Source organism: Pseudomonas sp. TMW22091 (assembly GCF_022496705.1).
Lineage (GTDB): Bacteria > Pseudomonadota > Gammaproteobacteria > Pseudomonadales > Pseudomonadaceae > Aquipseudomonas > Aquipseudomonas saxonica.
In genome coordinates, this window is the sequence record NZ_SCFI01000011.1 from 31,929 (window position 1) to 49,038 (window position 17,110).

Below are 17,110 nucleotides of genomic sequence, written 5' to 3' on the forward strand. Positions count from 1 at the left end.
GAGGGTCCAGTGAAGCCCTATCGTGTACTGGTCGTTGAGGATCATCCTTTTCAACATGAATATTTGCTGAATGTCTTCAATGGGGTGGGAGGCTTTAAAGTTGACACCGTATGGGATGGCGACGGGGCGTTGGAATGCCTGTCGCGTCATGACTATGACTTGATTCTGAGCGACTTGCTGATGCCCGTCATGGATGGTGTGCAGTTGATTCAGAAAATTTCAGCCTTGAAAAAACCTCCTGCACTGGCGTTGATGAGCGCCTCATCACGCCGCATGTTGATCAGTGCGGGGCTGGCGGCGAAAAACCTGGGTATTTCAGTCGTGGGTTTGATATCCAAACCGGTTGAAGCCAATGCCGTTATGCGCTTGAAAGAGCGCATGGCGATATTTCGCAACAGTGGTGAAATGCAGCACCCGGCGCTGGCCATACAGATTGATCCGCAAAGCATCGAACAGGCCATGAAAAACGGTCAGATTCAGGCGTGGTTCCAGCCCAAGAAATCGTTGCGTAACGGCACGATTCTCAGTGCTGAAGCATTGGTTCGCTGGACACATCCTGAGGTCGGGTTGCTGTTGCCTAAAGACTTTCTGCCCACCTTGATCAGCATGGGCCTTGAAGAACGACTGCTGTGGCTGATGCTTGAGCAAACTTTGCAGGCCCAACGAAAGTGGCGCCAGCAGGGTTGGGATATTCCCGTGTCAATCAACCTGCCCACGCATTTGTTGGATAACCATGATTTGGCAGATCGGTTGCGTGACTACGTGGCCGCTGATGGCGCGGAGCCGCGCAGTATTGTGTTTGAGCTGATGGAAAGCTCAACCACCGAGGAAATGAGTAATTACTTTGCGGGGGCTTGCCGCTTGCGCATGATGGGCTTTGGGCTGGCACAGGATGATTTCGGCAAGGGTTTCAGTTCATATTTCAACCTGGTGTCGACCCCTTTTAGCGAGCTCAAGATTGATCGTTCGTTGGTACATGGCTGTGTCGAAAATGAAAATCTGGCATCGGCCCTGCGCAGCCTCGTTGAATTAAGCCGCAAACTGGGCCTGACGGTGGTTGCTGAAGGGGTTGAAACACAGGAGGAGCTAGCATTCCTGCGGGGTATTGAGTGTGACCAAGCCCAAGGCTTTTTGATTTGCGGCGCGGTTTCCTGCACAGACTTTGAAACTCTTTTACTCGAAGATAGCTCTAAGCCATCATGGGGGTAGCCCCGCTTATTACTGAATGTCATGGCCTCCTTTAGGCGCGATCACACGCGGGTCTACAGAGGGTCACGTTTGACCTTCTTGGCTGGAGCCAGGCAATGCGCGAATTAAAGGTAGTGATTGCCGACGATCATCCGGTGGTCTTGGTGGGGCTTCGGGAAGTCATTCAGCGCGATGAGTACTTCAATCTGGTCGGCGAGGCGTTGACCTCGTCGCAATTGATTGAGCAACTGACGTTACATCAACCTGCGCTGGTAATTACCGATTTCAACATGCCCGGCGATGATACTTATGGCGACGGGCTGCGGCTGATTGAATACATTGCCGAGCAGTTTCCCCGCGTAAAAATTCTGGTGCTGACCATGGTGAGCAATCATTTGATTATTTCACGCCTGCTGGAATTGGGCGTGGCGGGGGTTATTGCGAAAAGCCATATCCATCAGGAAATCGGTAAGGCCCTGAAAGCATTGGCCAATGACCGGTCATATATAGCGCCTGCCGAGCAAGCCAGCTCCGTTATCACCAATCTCACCGTGATTGATGAGCGCTTCTCTACGCTGTCGCCTCGTGAAGTTGAAGTGCTACGCCTCTTTGTGGCGGGCAGCAGCATAGGCGACATTGCCCGCCAGCTCGATCGCAGTGTCAAAACCGTCAGTACACAAAAAGTGTCGGCCATGCGCAAGCTGGAAGTGCTGACCGACCATGCCTTACTCACTTACTGCATCAAGGCTGCTCTTTTCGAGTCTTGAAAACCTCCGGGGCTGTGGTCGCTGACGAGGCATAACACGCACACTGTTTTCAGGGCAGGAGTCAGGTACGCCATGGTGCAAATGAATGTTTTGTTGGCCGACGATCATCCGATTGTGTTGATGGGCGTGCGCGAAATCATTGAGCGCGACCCGCGATTTAAAGTCGTGGGCGAAGCACTGAACTCTTCCGAACTCATCAGTAAGGTGGCGCTGTTGCGTCCCGACGTCATCATCACTGACTACAACATGCCGGGTGACGAACAGTACGGCGACGGTACGCGCCTGGTGGAATACCTGCGGCGTCATTTTCCTGAGCCGCGGGTGTTGATTCTGACGGCGCTCTCCAATCCCCAAGTGCTGGCCTGGTTGTACGATTTGGGAATCAGCGCAGTCATTTCAAAAAGTGCCGGGTTGGAACAAATACTGGTGGCGCTGGATGCCTTTTACCGTGAAGGCCATTACCAGCAGCACACACTGGCTGAGGTGCCGAGTGCAGACGCACATGGCTTCGAGCAACGGTTGAGCCTGCTAACGGTCAAGGAGTTTGAAGTGTTGCGCCTGTTCGCCTCAGGCAGAAGCGTGAGTGATATTGCGCTGTCACTGAACCGCAGTATTAAAACCATCAGCACCCTGAAAATATCAGGGATGCGCAAACTCGACGTCGACAGTGATCAGGCACTATTGATTCTGTGCATCAAGGCCAATTTATTTGCCTGACTTACAGGTAAATGATTTCCATCAATAACGTTGAACTGTAACTGCCGATAGCGGGCAGTTCATCGGCCGTCTTCACTGGTCTGACCGACAGCTTAAGTTTGAGCAGCGTGTCTTCAACAGAAAAGCTCAACGGCTCGCCGAACTTTACGTCCAGCAATTTGGCGACGCTGGTCATGTCAGTAAGGCGTGTTTTCAAGCCCAGCGTGTCGAGGGTCGTGCGCAAAGTATTGCTGTCATAGGCGCCGTTGCCCGCGCTGAACTTCAGGAGCACCTGGCTGCCTTTGATGCACTGAAAATCAAGGGCGACATCGGTCCATTCGGTCATGTCCGACCGCAGCGAATTAAGGTTCACCTTGGGGATTTCCACGCTCTGCGAGGCCGGGAAACTGGCCGTGCAGGGCGGCTTTATCAGCGTACCCTTGATATCCAGTGAAGGAGCGTCTGCTGCGCAGCCTGTGGAGCTAAAGCTCAGGAATAGTGCAGCCAACAGTGAAAGCCACAGGCTTATTCGGGCGATCATGTTCATATCACAAGTAGTCGATATTAATAACGGCGGAGGCCGAGAAATCGCCTTCGGACAATGCGCCCTGGGCCACCAGTTTTGCCTTCATGCTCAGGTCAACCGCCCCATTGAGGTTGGTCAGGTTTCGCTTTGTTCCCTTAATGTTGATCAGCGAGCTGTCACTTTTCCACAGCAGTGAATACCCAAGGTTTGCTCTGCCGGCAGAGGCCACCGTGTCCGACAGCGCAGAGGACGCCGTGACGCTGATATTGAGCACCGAGTTGGCTGGGCAGGTCAGGGTCACCGGAACATCGATCTGCGCAGCCGTGTCTACCTGATCATAGCGAAGGCTGCCAAAGTCCGCGGTCAGCACTTTATTGCTGGTCAGTGTGCAGGGCGGTCGAATCAGCGTGCCTTTGACGGTGAGTGTGCTGCTGTCGCTGGCCGCGAGCGTGGTACCGGACGCAAGCAGGCCCAGCAATGAGAGCGCTATCAGTTGTTTATTCATGTTCTGTTCCTATGGCAGACGGCGAGGCAGGATCGGCAAGTGAAAGCGGTCACAAGTACTCAATGCTGATGACGGCCGAGGCGCTGAATGATCCCTCTGTAGCTCCAGAGCCCAGAGCCGTCAGTTTGGCTTTCATGCTTAGATCGACGTTGCCACTCTGGTTGGTCAGACTGCGTTTTACGCCTGTGACGTTGACGGCTGAGTTATCGCTGTTCCAGTACATCAAGTAAGCCAAGTTGTTCTTCCCTGCATAAGCCTGAGTCGTTGATCCCTGAAACACAGCGGAGGCCATGACGCTGATACTCAGCGCCGAGTTGGCCGGGCAAGTCATAGTGACCGGAACATCGACCATCGGCGCCGCCGCAATTTGGTCATAGCGCATCGTCCCGAAATTGACGGTCAGTGTTTTACTGCTGGTCAAGGTACAAGGCGGCCGTGTGAGCGTACCGCTGACATTCACGGTCACGGTGTCGGTAACGGCGTTGGCTGAGGTGCAAGCCATGCCAGCAATAAGTGCTGCGGCCAGCGATACGCATAATTTCATGGTCGAGCTCCTTTGCCTGATCAGGGGTAGGTAATGTTGAGGGTGTATTGACTGGTGAAGTTACCGGTCGGCGATACGCTGGTATTCAATCGCGGCCGAAAGCCCACACCTATTGTGTTGGCGCCTGTTGACAGCGTTAACGTACGCGGGCTGTTGAAGGTGACTGCTGTGCCGGTGTCGGCCCAGGTGGCGGCCATCGACAGCCCGGCCAGCGTGGTCGCTGAAACACCCGTGCTACCACTGATTGCCGCTTGGGTTGGCACCAGAGAGGCCGTGACTTGAGTGCCTCTGGTGCAGTTCATCGTGACATTTGCCACTTGCTGGGTAGTGGCAAAATCGTTGCTGTTGAGCGTGCCGAAAGACAGGTTCATTGTTTTAGCCGAACCCAGGGCGCAGGCGGGTTGGACAACCCGGTAACTGAGAATAACGGTCTGGAGGTAGTCGCCATAAGCCTCATAACCCCGAATAGAGGTGTCCGTCAGCGATACGCTGACCATGTAATTGCCCGGTGTGGTTGAGGCTGTTCCATACAGCAGTACGTTGTAAGAAAAGGTGTTGCCCACAAACAACTGAACACAGCTTGACGGCATGCAAACGGTGCTGGCGGTGCCGATAGACTGTTCAGGAACCATCAAGCCCGAGTTGGTATGAAACACCTGAATCTTGCTGCCTTTACCCACGTTATAGAACTGGGTGTGCTGCAGCGACGAACCATAGGGGTACCAGCGAGTGACTCGGCAATTGGCCGTCATGTTGGCGGTATACGTTTGTCCGGGTGTCAGATCGCCTAGATCAATAAGGCCCGTGGTGCCCGTTGCCGTGCAGCTAAGGTTGTTTTCAATCAAGGCAAACGCATGCTGGCTGGCAGACATGAGGAGCATCGTCAGCAGGAACAAAAACCCTTTTACCCAGCGTGGGCGAAGAGGTTGGACTATCGGGTTATTCATCGGAGCTACCTTGAGGTGCTACTGGCGTTACCAGCTTGGCATCGCAACGGATGTGCAGTTGTCCGATGCCCGTTTCTGAAAGGTCATAGGTACTTAGATCCAAAGCCTTGGAGCACCACGGCTGACCGTTGACGTTGATTAACAGTCGCGCTTTGTCTGGCACACCTGTCATAAATACCCGGCCTTTGTCCGCCACCATGGCCGTGCTCAGCAAGCCGCCCTTCAGGTCAAACAGCTGAGATTCGGCGGCAAAAGGGGCTGGCTTGCCATCGCTGGAACTCACGCTAATCAACAGGCGACGGCCGTTATGGGTTTCAAAATTGGCCAGCACAAACGCACCGCGATTAGGCGTGACTTCCTGAACCAGATTCGCGATGTCGGTGTTGTCCGATAACGAGTCGGTATTCAGTGACACCTTGTTTTTACGGTAAGGCTGGGCGGATGGAATAACCGTGTAGCCGCTGCTGTTGGTTTTGATCCCGCTTTTGGTCAGTACGCCGACGTTTGCAGCACCCGGTGTGGCGACAATAATGTTGGTTTCGCCTAATGGCTGGGTAAACATCACCGTGTCGCGAGTGGCTACGACTGCGCCTTCCACGCCGTAATCCGACTGGCGAGTGCTTTGATCCCTGTTGTAAGAGCCATGCCAAATGGCATTCGCCGCGTTGTAACGGGCAGCAATCGAGCTGCCGAGCACGCGATCGTCGTCAGAGATCTGTTGATTGATCCCCACGTTGTAAGACAGCGAGTCATCCTGGAATTGAGAGCCGCTGAAGGTAGCGTTACGGCTGGCATTGCCGGCTGAGTCCTGGTTTGTACTCAGCCCCACACGGCTGGTACTGCCGGGATTGCCGAACGGAATACTGACACTCACCGACAGGCTGCGAACGTCATCGCCGGTACCGCTGTTTTGTGCCAGACCTACGTTGTACGAAGCCCGGCCGACACTGAAGCTGTAGCCCACTTGAATCGAGGTATTGCTTTGGGCGCGGTTCCAATAATCGGTTTTGGTCAGGTTGGCGTACATGCCGCCATAAGTCCCCAACTGTTGCGAAACGTTAGCGGTAAAGCTGCTTTTCATATGGCCACCTAAATAAGGCGAGAAAGCACCGCTGTTGATCAAGGTTTCATCGACATAGGGCGTCAGCGTGTTATTGGCGCGCGCATCGATGGCTTCATTAAAGCTGTAGTAACCGCTGGTGGAGTAGCGGTAGCCCACCAGACTGAAACTGGTGTCCGTGAGGTCGATGGACTTGGAATAGCGAAAGCGATACGACTGGCCCGACAGCGTTTTGGGATCCGTGCCGATGTCATCGCTGATGGCGTGGGTCACGTCCAGCGAGATGGCACCGAAACCGGCAAAGTCATGAGCGAAGCCTATGAGCGCTGATTTGTACTGCTGACTCACGATGCTGCCGCCGAACAGCGTGGTGCCCTCAGTTAAACCGCGGCGGTAAGTGCCTTGGAAAAAGCTCGGTTTCTCCGAATGTAACGTCCCGTCGGCGGGGCGAAACTGGCCCGCTGTCACGCTGTAGCTTTGCTGACCTTCGCGCAGCATGTACGGCACCGACGAGAACGACTGGATGTACACCTGGCGCTCGCCATTGGGGCCCTCGACGGTGACTTCGATATCACCGTTGCTGGAAGTCGAGTACAGGCCTTTAAGTGCAAAGGGCCCAGAGGGCACCCACTGTTCGCTGATGACGTAACCGCGCTGGCGCAACGTGACCAATGAGCGGCCGTTGGCCACACCGCGGATAACCGGTGCAAAATTACGGGCATCATCGGGCAGCATATCCAGGTCGGACGCCACGCTGGCGCCGCGGTAGGAGATCGTGTCAAACAGATCGCTGTCGGTAGAACTCTCACCGAGCGTGGCAATGGCCATCATGTTGCCCAGATCACGCTGGACATAGGTGTCCACCGATTTCCAGTTACCGTCGACGTTGGTGCTTTTTTGCCACGTCGAGAAGTTGCGAAATCGCCAGGCGCCGCTGTTAATCCCGCTGTGGACGCTGCCGAACTGGGACTGCCGGCTACCGGTCTGGTTGTTGTAGTTGCTCCCGGAAAAACTGTAATTGGCAAACGCTACCTGCTCGCCGTCATTCCAGTTTTTACGACGGATCTCGAAGGGCACATCGCCAATGAATGCCTGCGGCACCTGCAGATTCAACTGCTGCTTATTGAAGTCATAGTCGTAGGTGACGCCGGTCAGTTCGCGGTTGAAGTAAACGCACTTGTCGCTACTGATCTCGGCGTCTTTCAAACGCGCGGGGTCAATACCCAGCTCCGACAGGGCCTGAAGGCTGAAGCAGGGGAACAGGCCATTCGGGGTCGAGACCTGGCTGGCTGTTTCTCGAATGAAGTTCATGTCCCGCTGTTCGATCAGGCGGTCATCCACTGACAGATCGATGCGGTAGATCCCGGGCAGTTGGCCCTGGCTCATGGCTTTAACTTGTTCGGCCACTTCGGCTGAAGCGTTGCCGCCGCCAATTTCCAGAAATGAGGAGTCGAAGCTGTAATCGGCATTTACGGCGGTTGCAGTCAGACCGACAGCACTCAAGCTAACACTGCTCCAGCTTTTTACTCGGCGCGCGAAGGCGCACATGCGCTCTCGCAACATGAGAAGGTCCTTCTATTCGACTAGTCATTCAGGAATCAATGAAGGGTGATGGGCGCTGCCTTGACGGTGCTGCCGTATTCGTTGATGTAGGTGAGCGCCAGCGTGTCGCTGTTTTTCAGCGGTATCGCCGTGGTCACCGTACTGCCGGGCTTGATCACCTCGGGCATGCCTTTGCTGGTGGTGTTGTTAATCAGAAAATCACTGACAACCACGTTGAAACCCGATGGGTTTTGTACGGTCAATTTTCCGCCTTCAGCACGCCATTGCAGATTTTTCACCGCCTCTTCAAGAGAACCTTGCAGGCCTGCAGGGCGGTAAAACAGTTTGATGGTGGTTTTGAGTGCAATCTGCAAAACGTTCTGATTGCTTTGCTCGGCGCTCTTGGCCGGGATCGCTTTGACGTTCAGCAAAAACAAGCTTTCTTTATCGGAAGGCAGGTTTTGCGCATTGGTCGCGATGATGCGCAGGATGTTCTGGCCTTTGGCGTCCAGACGGAACAAGGGCGGGGTGATGATAAATTCATCCGCACTGTCGTCTCGGTTGTCGTAAGGGCTGACCCATGACTGCACCAGGTACGGCACGCCGTCTTCACCAGAGTTGGAAAGTGAAAGGTTGGCTTCCTTTTCCTTGCTTTGGTAAATGACCCGGGTGGCGCCCACATTGACGCCCGCCTGGACTTGCGGCAGCCAAAAGCCTGCCGCCAAAGCCAAAAAGGCTGCAACTTTTAAACGCATTTAAATGTCCTCTGTTCAACGCCAGAGCCCGTGTAAGACCACGAGCTCTTGCATTAAAAAACACGCGTTACTTGTAGGTAACGTCGAAGGTAGCCAGCGCGTTGACGGTACCTGTACCGATACCGCGGGTATCAGGAGCGCCATCAGCACCTGGGGTGTCAGCAACAAGACGTACGTAGGACGCCGTGAAGTCGAAGGTGTTGGATTGAGGGCGCAGCACGTAGTCGGTGCTGGCGGTGTTCAAAGGCAGTTTGTCACCGGTACGTGCGTCGGCGATCTGGATACCCAGGCCTTTGACTTGGTTAGCACCGACCATACCCAGTACGGTGGCATCTGTTGCAGCTTGTTGGCCGCTGAATTTGATCGAAGCGTTCTTCAGCGTTGAACCGCTGCAGTTCTCCAGAGAAATCGAGAACGGCGTTTCACCGGCAGTGGCGCCAACAGTGTTAGCGAAGTCAGCGATACGAACCTGGCCCATATCAACGGATTTTTTTACGCTTTCACTGTTAATGGTGCAGGCGTTATCGTTGATGACACCGGTGAACTCAACTTGACCGTCAGCTGCTTGTGCAGTCGCTGCAGCCATTGCGATCAGCAGGGTTGAACCGCACAGAGCAGTGTATTTGCCGATTGTTTGAAACATGAGAGATACCCTCTACAAAAGTTATGTGTCATATCCATTTTTAACAGTCCCCCCTGTTCACGGCTGGCCGCAGCAGGTGTTGCATAGGATGCAATGAGCCGGGTGCAACCCCCATCAGACGATTCCTGTTTTAGGACGCTTAACTTTTTTTGGGCTGCAATGCCCCTGATAGGCTCTCTCTCATGAAGCAAGCAAAAGTACGTCTTGGTGCGCTGGCACTGAGCTCTCTGAGACTCAATAAGCTGTTGATGTTGCTGACCGGGCTGGCCTTGTTGCTGGTGAGCATGAGTTATTGGGCAATTAACCGGGTGTTGAAGGAGGAGGGCGAAAAAACCGACTTTCATTTCGCGCGCTTGATGGAAAGCATTCATGAGCACGAAGCTTTTTTGCGCAGCGCTGCCGAGAGCTACGGTCAGGGCAGCGGCAACCTGTTGATGGACAGCAAACCGCACTCCCACGTTGAGTTGATACGTCAGGGCGATGAGCGTTTGTTCCAGAACCGCGACACCGCCAAGTCGATGCCATTTACCGTGAGCCAGCGCGATCAGTTCAGTGCGGCAGACATGCAGGGTGTTTACTCGTTCGGCGTTCAATTGACTGATCTGTTCGCCGCCTACTGGTCTGACTCTTACTATGTGGCACCGCAGGTGTTTGTGTTTTCCCCCACGGACCAATTCACCATCGCCGTGCCCGGCATTGATGGCGTACGCCAATTTCCCCTGCTACGCAGCAGCAACTTTTTCGAGGTGACCAAGCGTCTGTATGACGACCTGATTCCGCGCCAGCCCGCGCTGGCTAATAAGCAATTGCTGTGGATGAGAGCACCACCCGGGCTAGTGGAAAAACGTAAATACATCGTCGGGGCGATCGGCATCGACTTGGCTCGCAACTTTTTACCGTCCAAAGATGATCAAGGTGTGGTTGTTCTGACGGCGTTGCTGGATGTCAGTGACATTGGCGATCTTGAGCGGTTGCTGATGAGGACCAGCAACAGTCACCTCACCCTGATCTCGCCGACCGGAGATGTGTTGCTCGGTGACGTCAAGGACGTGGAAGAGCTGGCGCCAGGATTGAGTTTTACCCGCGACGGGTTGCGTTTCAAACTGACCTCGGCAGGCCCGGATCGGTGGACTGGCCTGTATTCCATCAGCTATCAAAACTTCTTTGGCTATGCGAAATGGCCGTTATTGGCTGCTGTGGGTCTGCTGTTGCTGTTTGTGTTGATTGGCTGGCGCGTTAACCGCTGGTATCGCGAGCGGATTATCGAGCCTGCTCAACGCTCCAGCCAGTCGCTGGCCGAGAGTGAAGAGTTCAACCGCGTCATGCTCGACAGCGCCCCTGTCGGGTTATGTGTCGTACAACGTGGCACCGGTGTGGTCCTGCTGGAAAACCAGCGTGCGCAGCAATGGCAGGGCACTGCTGAGCTGATTGCGTTGTTGAAGCGTGATTATGGTGAGCATGAGCTAGGTGAAGTTCAGCTGGAAGTGGCGGGGCGCTACTTACAGGCCTGTTTCGCGTTCACCCGTTACAAGGGCAAGGACGTGGTGCTGTGCGGCTTCAACGACATTACCCGGCACGTGGATGACGCCAACCTGATGGAGCAGGCACGTCGCTCGGCCGATGAGGCGAGCAAGGCCAAAACCCTCTTTCTGGCTACCATGAGCCACGAGATCCGCACGCCGCTCTATGGTGTGCTGGGCAATATCGAGTTACTGGAGCTCACGCCGCTCGATAAGCGACAACGCGAGTACCTGTCCACCATTCAACGCTCCTCTTCGGTGTTGTTTCAGTTGATCAGCGATGTGCTGGATGTGTCCAAGATCGAGTCCGGGCAAATGGCGGTAGAAGCCAAAGACTTCTGCCCTCTGGACGTCTTTGAAGACGCTGTACGCAGCTATGCCGCGTCGGCCACCAACAAAGGTCTGAGTATATTCGCCTGTGCCGATGCCACCCTGCCGGCTCTGGTGCGTGGGGATGCGGTCAGGATCCGGCAGATTATTAACAACCTGCTGAGCAATGCCATCAAGTTCACCGATTCAGGGCGCGTTGTGTTGCGCCTCAAAGTCACTGAGTTGGAGCAGGGGCAGGTGTCTTTGCAATGGCAAGTGTCGGATACCGGTGTCGGTATCAGCGAGCAACAGCTGGCGCACTTGTTCAAACCCTTTTCCCAGGTAGGTGGCAGCGAGCGTGCCGGCGGTGCGGGTCTGGGTTTATCCATTTGCGCGCGCTTGAGTGAAATGATGGGCGCTAATTTGCGCGTGGTCAGCGAGCCGGGGCTGGGCAGTAGCTTTTCCTTGCAAACACGTTTGCCGGTTGTGGCTGGTTCATTGGCCCGCAGTACGGATATTGATCTTCAAGGCATCAGTGTGTCTGTACGGGCGCCACTTAAGGACCTTGCCCTGAGCTTGATTGACTGGTTAACGGGGTGGGGCGCGCGTGCGCATGTGTTTGCCGCAGCCGACACTGGCGATAGCAAGGCCATTTTGCTGGAGGTCGCACCTGACCCCTTGCAGCCCGTGCAATGGGCGGGCGAGCGCGTCATTGCCACCGAATCGGGGCCGGGTCAGGCACAGCGAACGGCCGCGGGTTGGGAGGTCAACGGTTTTGACATTCGCGGCATTGCCAACGCCTTGATGCTCGTCGCCCATGGCACTGCTCCTCCACTGACGGTGCGAACGGTAGAACCTGCTTCGCATCTGGCGCTGAGGGTGCTGGTTGCGGAAGACAACCCCATTAACCGGGAAATCCTCAAAGAACAACTGCAAGCGCTGGGCGTGCAGGTGACATTGGCCGAAGACGGTGAGCAAGCCGTGCTGTGCTGGCAGCAGGGGACGTTCGACGTGATTATCACCGACGTCAATATGCCCAAACTCGATGGCTACCAATTAACCCGGCACATCCGCCAGTTCGATCCGTCCATTGCGATTATTGGTGTGACTGCCAACGCCATGCGTGAAGAGGGCGAGCAATGCCTGGCTGCGGGGATGAGCGCATGGCTGGTCAAACCTTTGAGCCTGATGACATTGCGTCATACGTTATCGGTTTACGGTTCGGCCTCTGTGCAGGAGGCCCCGCAGCCAGTGACGGTGGCGGTTCCTGCGGATGACCTGGACGGCTGGATCAACTTGTCGCCAGCGATGCATAGGCTGTTCATCTCCACCCTGCAGGAAGACCTAGAACACGCAGGGCAAGCCCTTATTGCGGGCAATACCACCACGTTGATCAATCATGTACACCGTATGAATGGTGCATTGGCCTCAGTGCGCGCGGTTAGTCTGGCGGCGGCCTGCAATGAATGCGAACTGGCTTTATTGCAGGAACCTTTGAATACGGCCTCCATCGCACAGTTAAACGCGTTGTTGCAGCGTTTGCGTGAGGTGGTGCAGAGAATGGAAGACAGGGTGTAATTATTGCCCTCGCAGGCGATCTGAGGCTGTAATCAGTCGAGCACTATATGGGGTATAAACCGACTTGTATTCTTTGTGATCAATGTGTCGTCCTCGCGAATACCAATGCCTGACGGCACATCTCCAATGACCCAGGAACCTATCAACGTAAAGCTGTCGCCGAATTTGGGCAGAGGCTCAAACTTCTGCAGAACAAAGGGGCCTTCGGTATAAGGACCTTCTTGAAAGACGCGCTCTCCGTTCGTGGTTCGAAGCTTTTAATGCGCTGGGAAAACACTCTCTGAACAGAGGGCTGAAACGTGAGGGTTTAAGTATTGGATCAGCGTGTGCAAGGTTTGAAGCGCAGGGGGTAGAGTTTTGTCGCTCGCTCAAAGAAGTCGTTATCGAGATCTATTCATAAGGAGAGACTGGCGAAAGGTTTGCCGTAGCGATGTGATCTGACCTTTCAGAATGTGTGAGGGCTTTAGAGAGGGGAGGCGTGAGGAGGTAGTGAGTCGGTATGAATGTACCAGACACAAAAAAGCCCGCACTAGGCGGGCTTTCTCGTTGGTTTCATTTCATCTTGCGATGTTGTGAAACCGGTGTTTGGTGGCTACACAGGGACTTGAACCCCGGACCCCAGCATTATGAATGCTATGCTCTAACCAACTGAGCTATGTAGCCAATGGCGCGCATTATTCCCTCGTAATGGACATGTGTCAAGCAAATATCTGAAACTTTTCTCTGTTCTATCAAATGCTTAAGGTTTTAAGGCATTCGGATGGTAATGCCTTGTAAAAAAATGGCACATTGACGCACCTGCATGCGTGCATTCAACCGCTGTCCGGAAACTCCCATGGCCCTTAGCAACGTACCTACAAAAACAACAACTGCCACACCAGCCCCTCAATCCAGCCCACTGGTCATGCGCATTATTGGCGCAGTGGCCTTGGCACACTTGATCAACGATCTGATTCAGGCGGTACTGCCGTCGATCTATCCCTTGCTCAAAGCCAAATATGATTTGACCTTCACCCAGATCGGTCTGATCACCCTGACCTTTCAGTTAACCGCCTCTCTGTTGCAACCGTGGGTGGGTTATTACACGGACCGCCATCCCAACCCGCTGCTGTTGCCTGCGGGCATGGTCTGCACGTTAGTGGGCATCTTGATGCTTTCAGCTGTGGGCAGCTTTCCGCTGATCTTGCTTGCCGCCGCGCTGGTCGGGGTTGGCTCTTCAACCTTTCACCCTGAAGCGTCCCGGGTGGCACGTCTGGCATCGGGCGGCCGCTACGGCTTGGCGCAATCGACCTTTCAGGTGGGCGGCAACGCCGGTTCGGCGTTCGGGCCCTTGCTGGCGGCGGCGATCATCATTCCGTTTGGTCAGGGCAATGTGGCCTGGTTCGGCTTGTTTGCATTGTTCGCCATCGGACTGCTGTATGTGATCAGTCGCTGGTACCGCAATCATTTGAACCTGTTCAAACTCAAGGCCGGTCAGAAAGCGACTCACGGCCTGTCAAAACAGCGCGTGCTCGGTGCGCTGGTGGTACTGGGGTTACTGGTGTTCTCCAAGTATTTCTACATGGCCAGCCTGACCAGCTATTACACCTTCTTCCTGATTGAAAAATTCGATGTGTCGATTGCCAGCTCGCAGTTGTACTTGTTCCTGTTTCTGGGTGCAGTAGCTGCCGGCACCTTCTTTGGCGGCCCTATAGGCGACCGTATCGGCCGTAAAGCAGTGATCTGGTTCTCGATACTGGGTGTGGCGCCGTTCACGCTGCTGCTGCCTTATGCCGACCTGTTCTGGACCAGTGTGCTCAGCGTGATCATCGGCTTTATTCTGGCCTCCGCGTTCTCGGCGATTGTGGTGTATGCGCAAGAATTGGTGCCGGGCAATGTGGGGATGATTGCGGGGATCTTCTTCGGCTTGATGTTTGGCTTTGGCGGTATTGGCGCTGCGTTGTTGGGCCATTTGGCTGATATTCATGGCATCGAATACGTCTACCGCCTGTGTTCGTACTTGCCATTGCTGGGTGTGCTGGCCATTCTTTTGCCGCGCAGCAAGAAGGTTTGACAGGTCAAAAGGGTGAGTGAGATCTCTTGGCAGCTGCAGAGTTCTGCGAGGCCGCGTTCGACGATGCAATCGTCGCAAGTGTGGGTTTTTACGACGGCTTTGCCGCCGATCGCAGCCTCGCAGCGCTCGTCAGCTCCTACACGGATTTTAATCCGCTAGATGGATCTGCGGTTTTATTGGCGTCGTTCTGGGTGGTAAAGCCGAACGTCACCAAAGCACTTTCAACCGTGCTCATGTGTTGCAGGCACAGCTGCCAGGGCGCGGACACGGCATCCTCGATCTGGCTGGGTTCCACGGGCAGCAGCATCGGTTTCTCGTTGTCATTGGCAATGGCGGCGCACCCTCCGGCGACATTGGCGATTCGCTCATGCAATGACGCCGGGGGCGAGCCTTGTTTCTTGCGCAATGCATCGGCAAACGCCTCAGAGAAGAGCAGGGAGCTGGCGTATAAACGCACCGCATGGCGTTCATAACGGTTGGCGATGTCTTTGACCTCTCTGGATGCAAACCGCCCGCGCAGCGTCCAGCGCGCGGTATTGCGGGCATTGCTGATACCGTTTTCCAGCGTAATCAGGCTGTCATGGGCGGTAGAGAACAACAGCACTGCATTTTTGGCTTTGTCGGAGTCGTTTTCTTCAAGGGCTTGCTGGCATTTACTGAAACCGCGCGCGAGCTTTTCAAGCAGCTCCTTGGCTGAAGTGTCAATAATCCCGATAGGGTTAGGCGTGAGCAGTACTTGGCTGAACACCAACCCAACGCCTGCACCGACCAATACGTCGAGCATCCGCACCACGCCAGCGGTCTCCGGGCCCACGGCCAGCATCAACACTGCTGAAACCCCTGCCTGAATAGGTACTACCGCGCCCAGGCCATAGAGGGCAGCGATGGAGATGGCAGAAAAGGTGGCAAAGCCTATTCGCAGCAGCGGGTAGCCGTCTGGCAGCAACAAGGCCGCCTCACCCACGAGAATCCCTGTGGCGACACCCACCATCAACCCAACGGCTTGTTTGCCGTGACTGGGCAGGCCCGGTGCCAGGCACACCACGGCGCTGATGGCGGCAAACACAGGGTGTGCATGTCCGAAGAAGTGGTACGCGAGAATCCATGCCAGCGCCGCAGCGATGGCGCTGGCCAGCGCGTCCCGCCAGCCTGAAGACCAGCGGGTCAAGATTTTCTCAGTCAGGGAATCGACATGGCGACGCAAGAAACTGGCGCGGGGGATCATTCAAACTCCCGATCTTATGTGGAGATGCTAGTAACCATAGACCTTGCTGAAGCTTCAGAGTGCGCTTGCGCAGGCACATCAAATCAAAGACCAAAAAAAACCGCGCCTGAGCGCGGTTTTTTTTACGTGTGGTGTTTTACACGTTGAAGCGGAAGTGCAGAACGTCACCGTCTTTAACGATGTAGTCTTTGCCTTCCAAACGCCATTTGCCCGCTTCTTTCGCGCCAGCTTCACCGTTGTACTTGATGAAGTCGTCGTAGCCGATCACTTCGGCGCGGATAAAGCCTTTTTCGAAGTCGGTGTGGATCACGCCGGCCGCTTGTGGCGCTGTCGCCCCTACTTTCACGGTCCAGGCGCGAACTTCTTGTACGCCAGCGGTGAAGTAGGTTTGCAGGTCGAGCATTTCGTAACCGGCACGAATCACACGGTTCAGACCCGGCTCTTCAAGACCCAGGGCCTCAAGGAACATGTCTTTTTCTTCGCCGTCATCAAGCTCGGCGATTTCCGCTTCGATCTTGTTGCACACCGGCACCACGATGGCGCCTTCTTCTTCAGCAATGGCCATCACGACATCAAGCAGCGGGTTGTTCTCGAAACCGTCTTCGGCCACGTTGGCGATGTACATCACCGGCTTGGTGGTCAACAAATGGAAGCCTTTGATGATTTGTTTTTCATCGGCGTCCATGTTCTTGATCAAGCTGCGTGCCGGCTTGCCCAGGGTGAAGTGGGCAATCAGCTGTTCCAGCAGCGCCTTTTGCGCGACGGCTTCTTTGTCACCGCCTTTGGCGTTACGCGCAACCTTTTGCAGTTGCTTTTCGCAGCTGTCGAGGTCGGCGAAGATCAGCTCAAGGTCGATAATTTCGATGTCGCGCTTCGGGTCAACGCTGTTGGAAACGTGAATCACGTTTTCATCTTCAAAGCAGCGAACCACGTGAGCGATGGCGTCGGTTTCGCGGATGTTGGCCAGGAACTTGTTGCCCAGACCTTCGCCTTTCGACGCGCCGGCCACCAGGCCTGCAATGTCGACGAACTCCATGGTGGTCGGCAACACGCGTTGAGGCTTCACAATGGCAGCCAGCGCGTCCAGACGTGGATCGGGCATCGGCACGATACCGGTGTTCGGTTCGATCGTGCAGAAGGGGAAGTTCTCAGCCGCAATACCGGATTTGGTCAGGGCGTTGAACAGGGTGGACTTGCCGACGTTAGGCAGGCCGACGATGCCGCAATTGAATCCCATGGTGTTTTCCCCGAG

At 55.0% G+C, this 17,110-nt stretch carries 14 protein-coding genes, 1 tRNA gene and 1 pseudogene; 5 read left to right on the forward strand and 11 right to left on the reverse strand.

The genetic code is table 11. From position 1 onward, the window contains the following. Positions 1 to 9: 9 nt before the first annotated feature. The 3 genes from EQV93_RS18290 to EQV93_RS18300 all read left to right on the forward strand — a co-directional run bounded on the left by EQV93_RS18290 (position 10) and on the right by EQV93_RS18300 (position 2,672). Positions 10 to 1,209, forward strand: coding sequence for an EAL domain-containing response regulator (locus EQV93_RS18290; RefSeq protein ID WP_122786330.1), 1,200 nt, complete (start codon positions 10 to 12; stop codon positions 1,207 to 1,209). 95 nt (positions 1,210 to 1,304) lie between these two features. Further along, positions 1,305 to 1,955 (forward strand): response regulator, encoded by a 651-nt coding sequence (locus EQV93_RS18295; RefSeq protein ID WP_122786331.1) that lies wholly within the window; start codon positions 1,305 to 1,307, stop codon positions 1,953 to 1,955. 72 nt (positions 1,956 to 2,027) lie between these two features. Further along, positions 2,028 to 2,672 (forward strand): response regulator, encoded by a 645-nt coding sequence (locus EQV93_RS18300; RefSeq protein ID WP_240892129.1) that lies wholly within the window; start codon positions 2,028 to 2,030, stop codon positions 2,670 to 2,672. A gap of 1 nt (position 2,673) precedes the next feature. Here EQV93_RS18300 and EQV93_RS18305 read toward each other — a convergent pair whose 3' ends face one another. The 7 genes from EQV93_RS18305 to EQV93_RS18335 all read right to left on the reverse strand — a co-directional run bounded on the left by EQV93_RS18305 (position 2,674) and on the right by EQV93_RS18335 (position 9,173). Further along, on the reverse strand, positions 2,674 to 3,192 hold the full coding sequence (locus EQV93_RS18305; RefSeq protein ID WP_240892130.1) for a fimbrial protein: 519 nt from the start codon (positions 3,190 to 3,192) through the stop codon (positions 2,674 to 2,676). A gap of 7 nt (positions 3,193 to 3,199) precedes the next feature. After that, positions 3,200 to 3,682 (reverse strand): fimbrial protein, encoded by a 483-nt coding sequence (locus EQV93_RS18310; RefSeq protein WP_146385491.1) that lies wholly within the window; start codon positions 3,680 to 3,682, stop codon positions 3,200 to 3,202. A 49-nt stretch (positions 3,683 to 3,731) separates the two neighbouring features. After that, on the reverse strand, positions 3,732 to 4,226 hold the full coding sequence (locus EQV93_RS18315; protein ID WP_146385489.1) for a fimbrial protein: 495 nt from the start codon (positions 4,224 to 4,226) through the stop codon (positions 3,732 to 3,734). Between the two features lie 20 nt (positions 4,227 to 4,246). Further along, positions 4,247 to 5,173, reverse strand: coding sequence for a fimbrial protein (locus EQV93_RS18320; RefSeq protein WP_122786336.1), 927 nt, complete (start codon positions 5,171 to 5,173; stop codon positions 4,247 to 4,249). Next, complete coding sequence (locus tag EQV93_RS18325; RefSeq protein ID WP_240892131.1) at positions 5,166 to 7,796, reverse strand: fimbria/pilus outer membrane usher protein; 2,631 nt, start codon at positions 7,794 to 7,796, stop codon at positions 5,166 to 5,168. The genes EQV93_RS18320 and EQV93_RS18325 overlap by 8 nt, the downstream gene beginning before the upstream one ends. A 35-nt stretch (positions 7,797 to 7,831) precedes the next feature. Continuing rightward, positions 7,832 to 8,530 (reverse strand): fimbrial biogenesis chaperone, encoded by a 699-nt coding sequence (locus EQV93_RS18330; protein ID WP_240892132.1) that lies wholly within the window; start codon positions 8,528 to 8,530, stop codon positions 7,832 to 7,834. A 67-nt stretch (positions 8,531 to 8,597) separates the two neighbouring features. Then, the gene (locus tag EQV93_RS18335; RefSeq protein WP_122786339.1) at positions 8,598 to 9,173 is read right to left on the reverse strand and encodes a fimbrial protein; all 576 of its coding nucleotides are present in this window, start codon (positions 9,171 to 9,173) and stop codon (positions 8,598 to 8,600) included. 182 nt (positions 9,174 to 9,355) lie between these two features. On the opposite strand from EQV93_RS18335, the gene EQV93_RS18340 reads away from it, so the two are divergent. Further along, positions 9,356 to 12,580, forward strand: a complete 3,225-nt coding sequence (locus EQV93_RS18340; RefSeq protein ID WP_122786340.1) for a hybrid sensor histidine kinase/response regulator — start codon at positions 9,356 to 9,358, stop codon at positions 12,578 to 12,580. Positions 12,581 to 12,612: 32 nt separating this feature from the next. On the opposite strand, the pseudogene EQV93_RS18345 reads toward EQV93_RS18340, so the two are convergent. Both EQV93_RS18345 and EQV93_RS18350 read right to left on the reverse strand, forming a co-directional pair. Beyond that, a pseudogene (locus EQV93_RS18345) lies at positions 12,613 to 12,822 on the reverse strand (glutathionylspermidine synthase family protein); the annotation flags it as partial. A 344-nt stretch (positions 12,823 to 13,166) separates the two neighbouring features. Next, positions 13,167 to 13,243, reverse strand: a tRNA-Met gene (locus tag EQV93_RS18350). A 172-nt stretch (positions 13,244 to 13,415) separates the two neighbouring features. Between EQV93_RS18350 and EQV93_RS18355 the strand changes: the two genes are divergently transcribed. Beyond that, positions 13,416 to 14,633: an MFS transporter gene (locus tag EQV93_RS18355; RefSeq protein ID WP_122786341.1), complete on the forward strand. Its 1,218-nt coding sequence runs from the start codon at positions 13,416 to 13,418 to the stop codon at positions 14,631 to 14,633. A gap of 136 nt (positions 14,634 to 14,769) precedes the next feature. Here EQV93_RS18355 and EQV93_RS18360 read toward each other — a convergent pair whose 3' ends face one another. Next, a complete protein-coding gene (locus EQV93_RS18360; protein WP_122786342.1) occupies positions 14,770 to 15,858 on the reverse strand; it encodes an FUSC family protein in 1,089 nt (362 codons plus the stop codon). Between the two features lie 136 nt (positions 15,859 to 15,994). After that, entirely contained in the window at positions 15,995 to 17,095 is a 1,101-nt protein-coding gene (gene ychF / locus EQV93_RS18365; protein ID WP_122786343.1) for a redox-regulated ATPase YchF, read from the reverse strand. Positions 17,096 to 17,110: the final 15 nt, after the last annotated feature.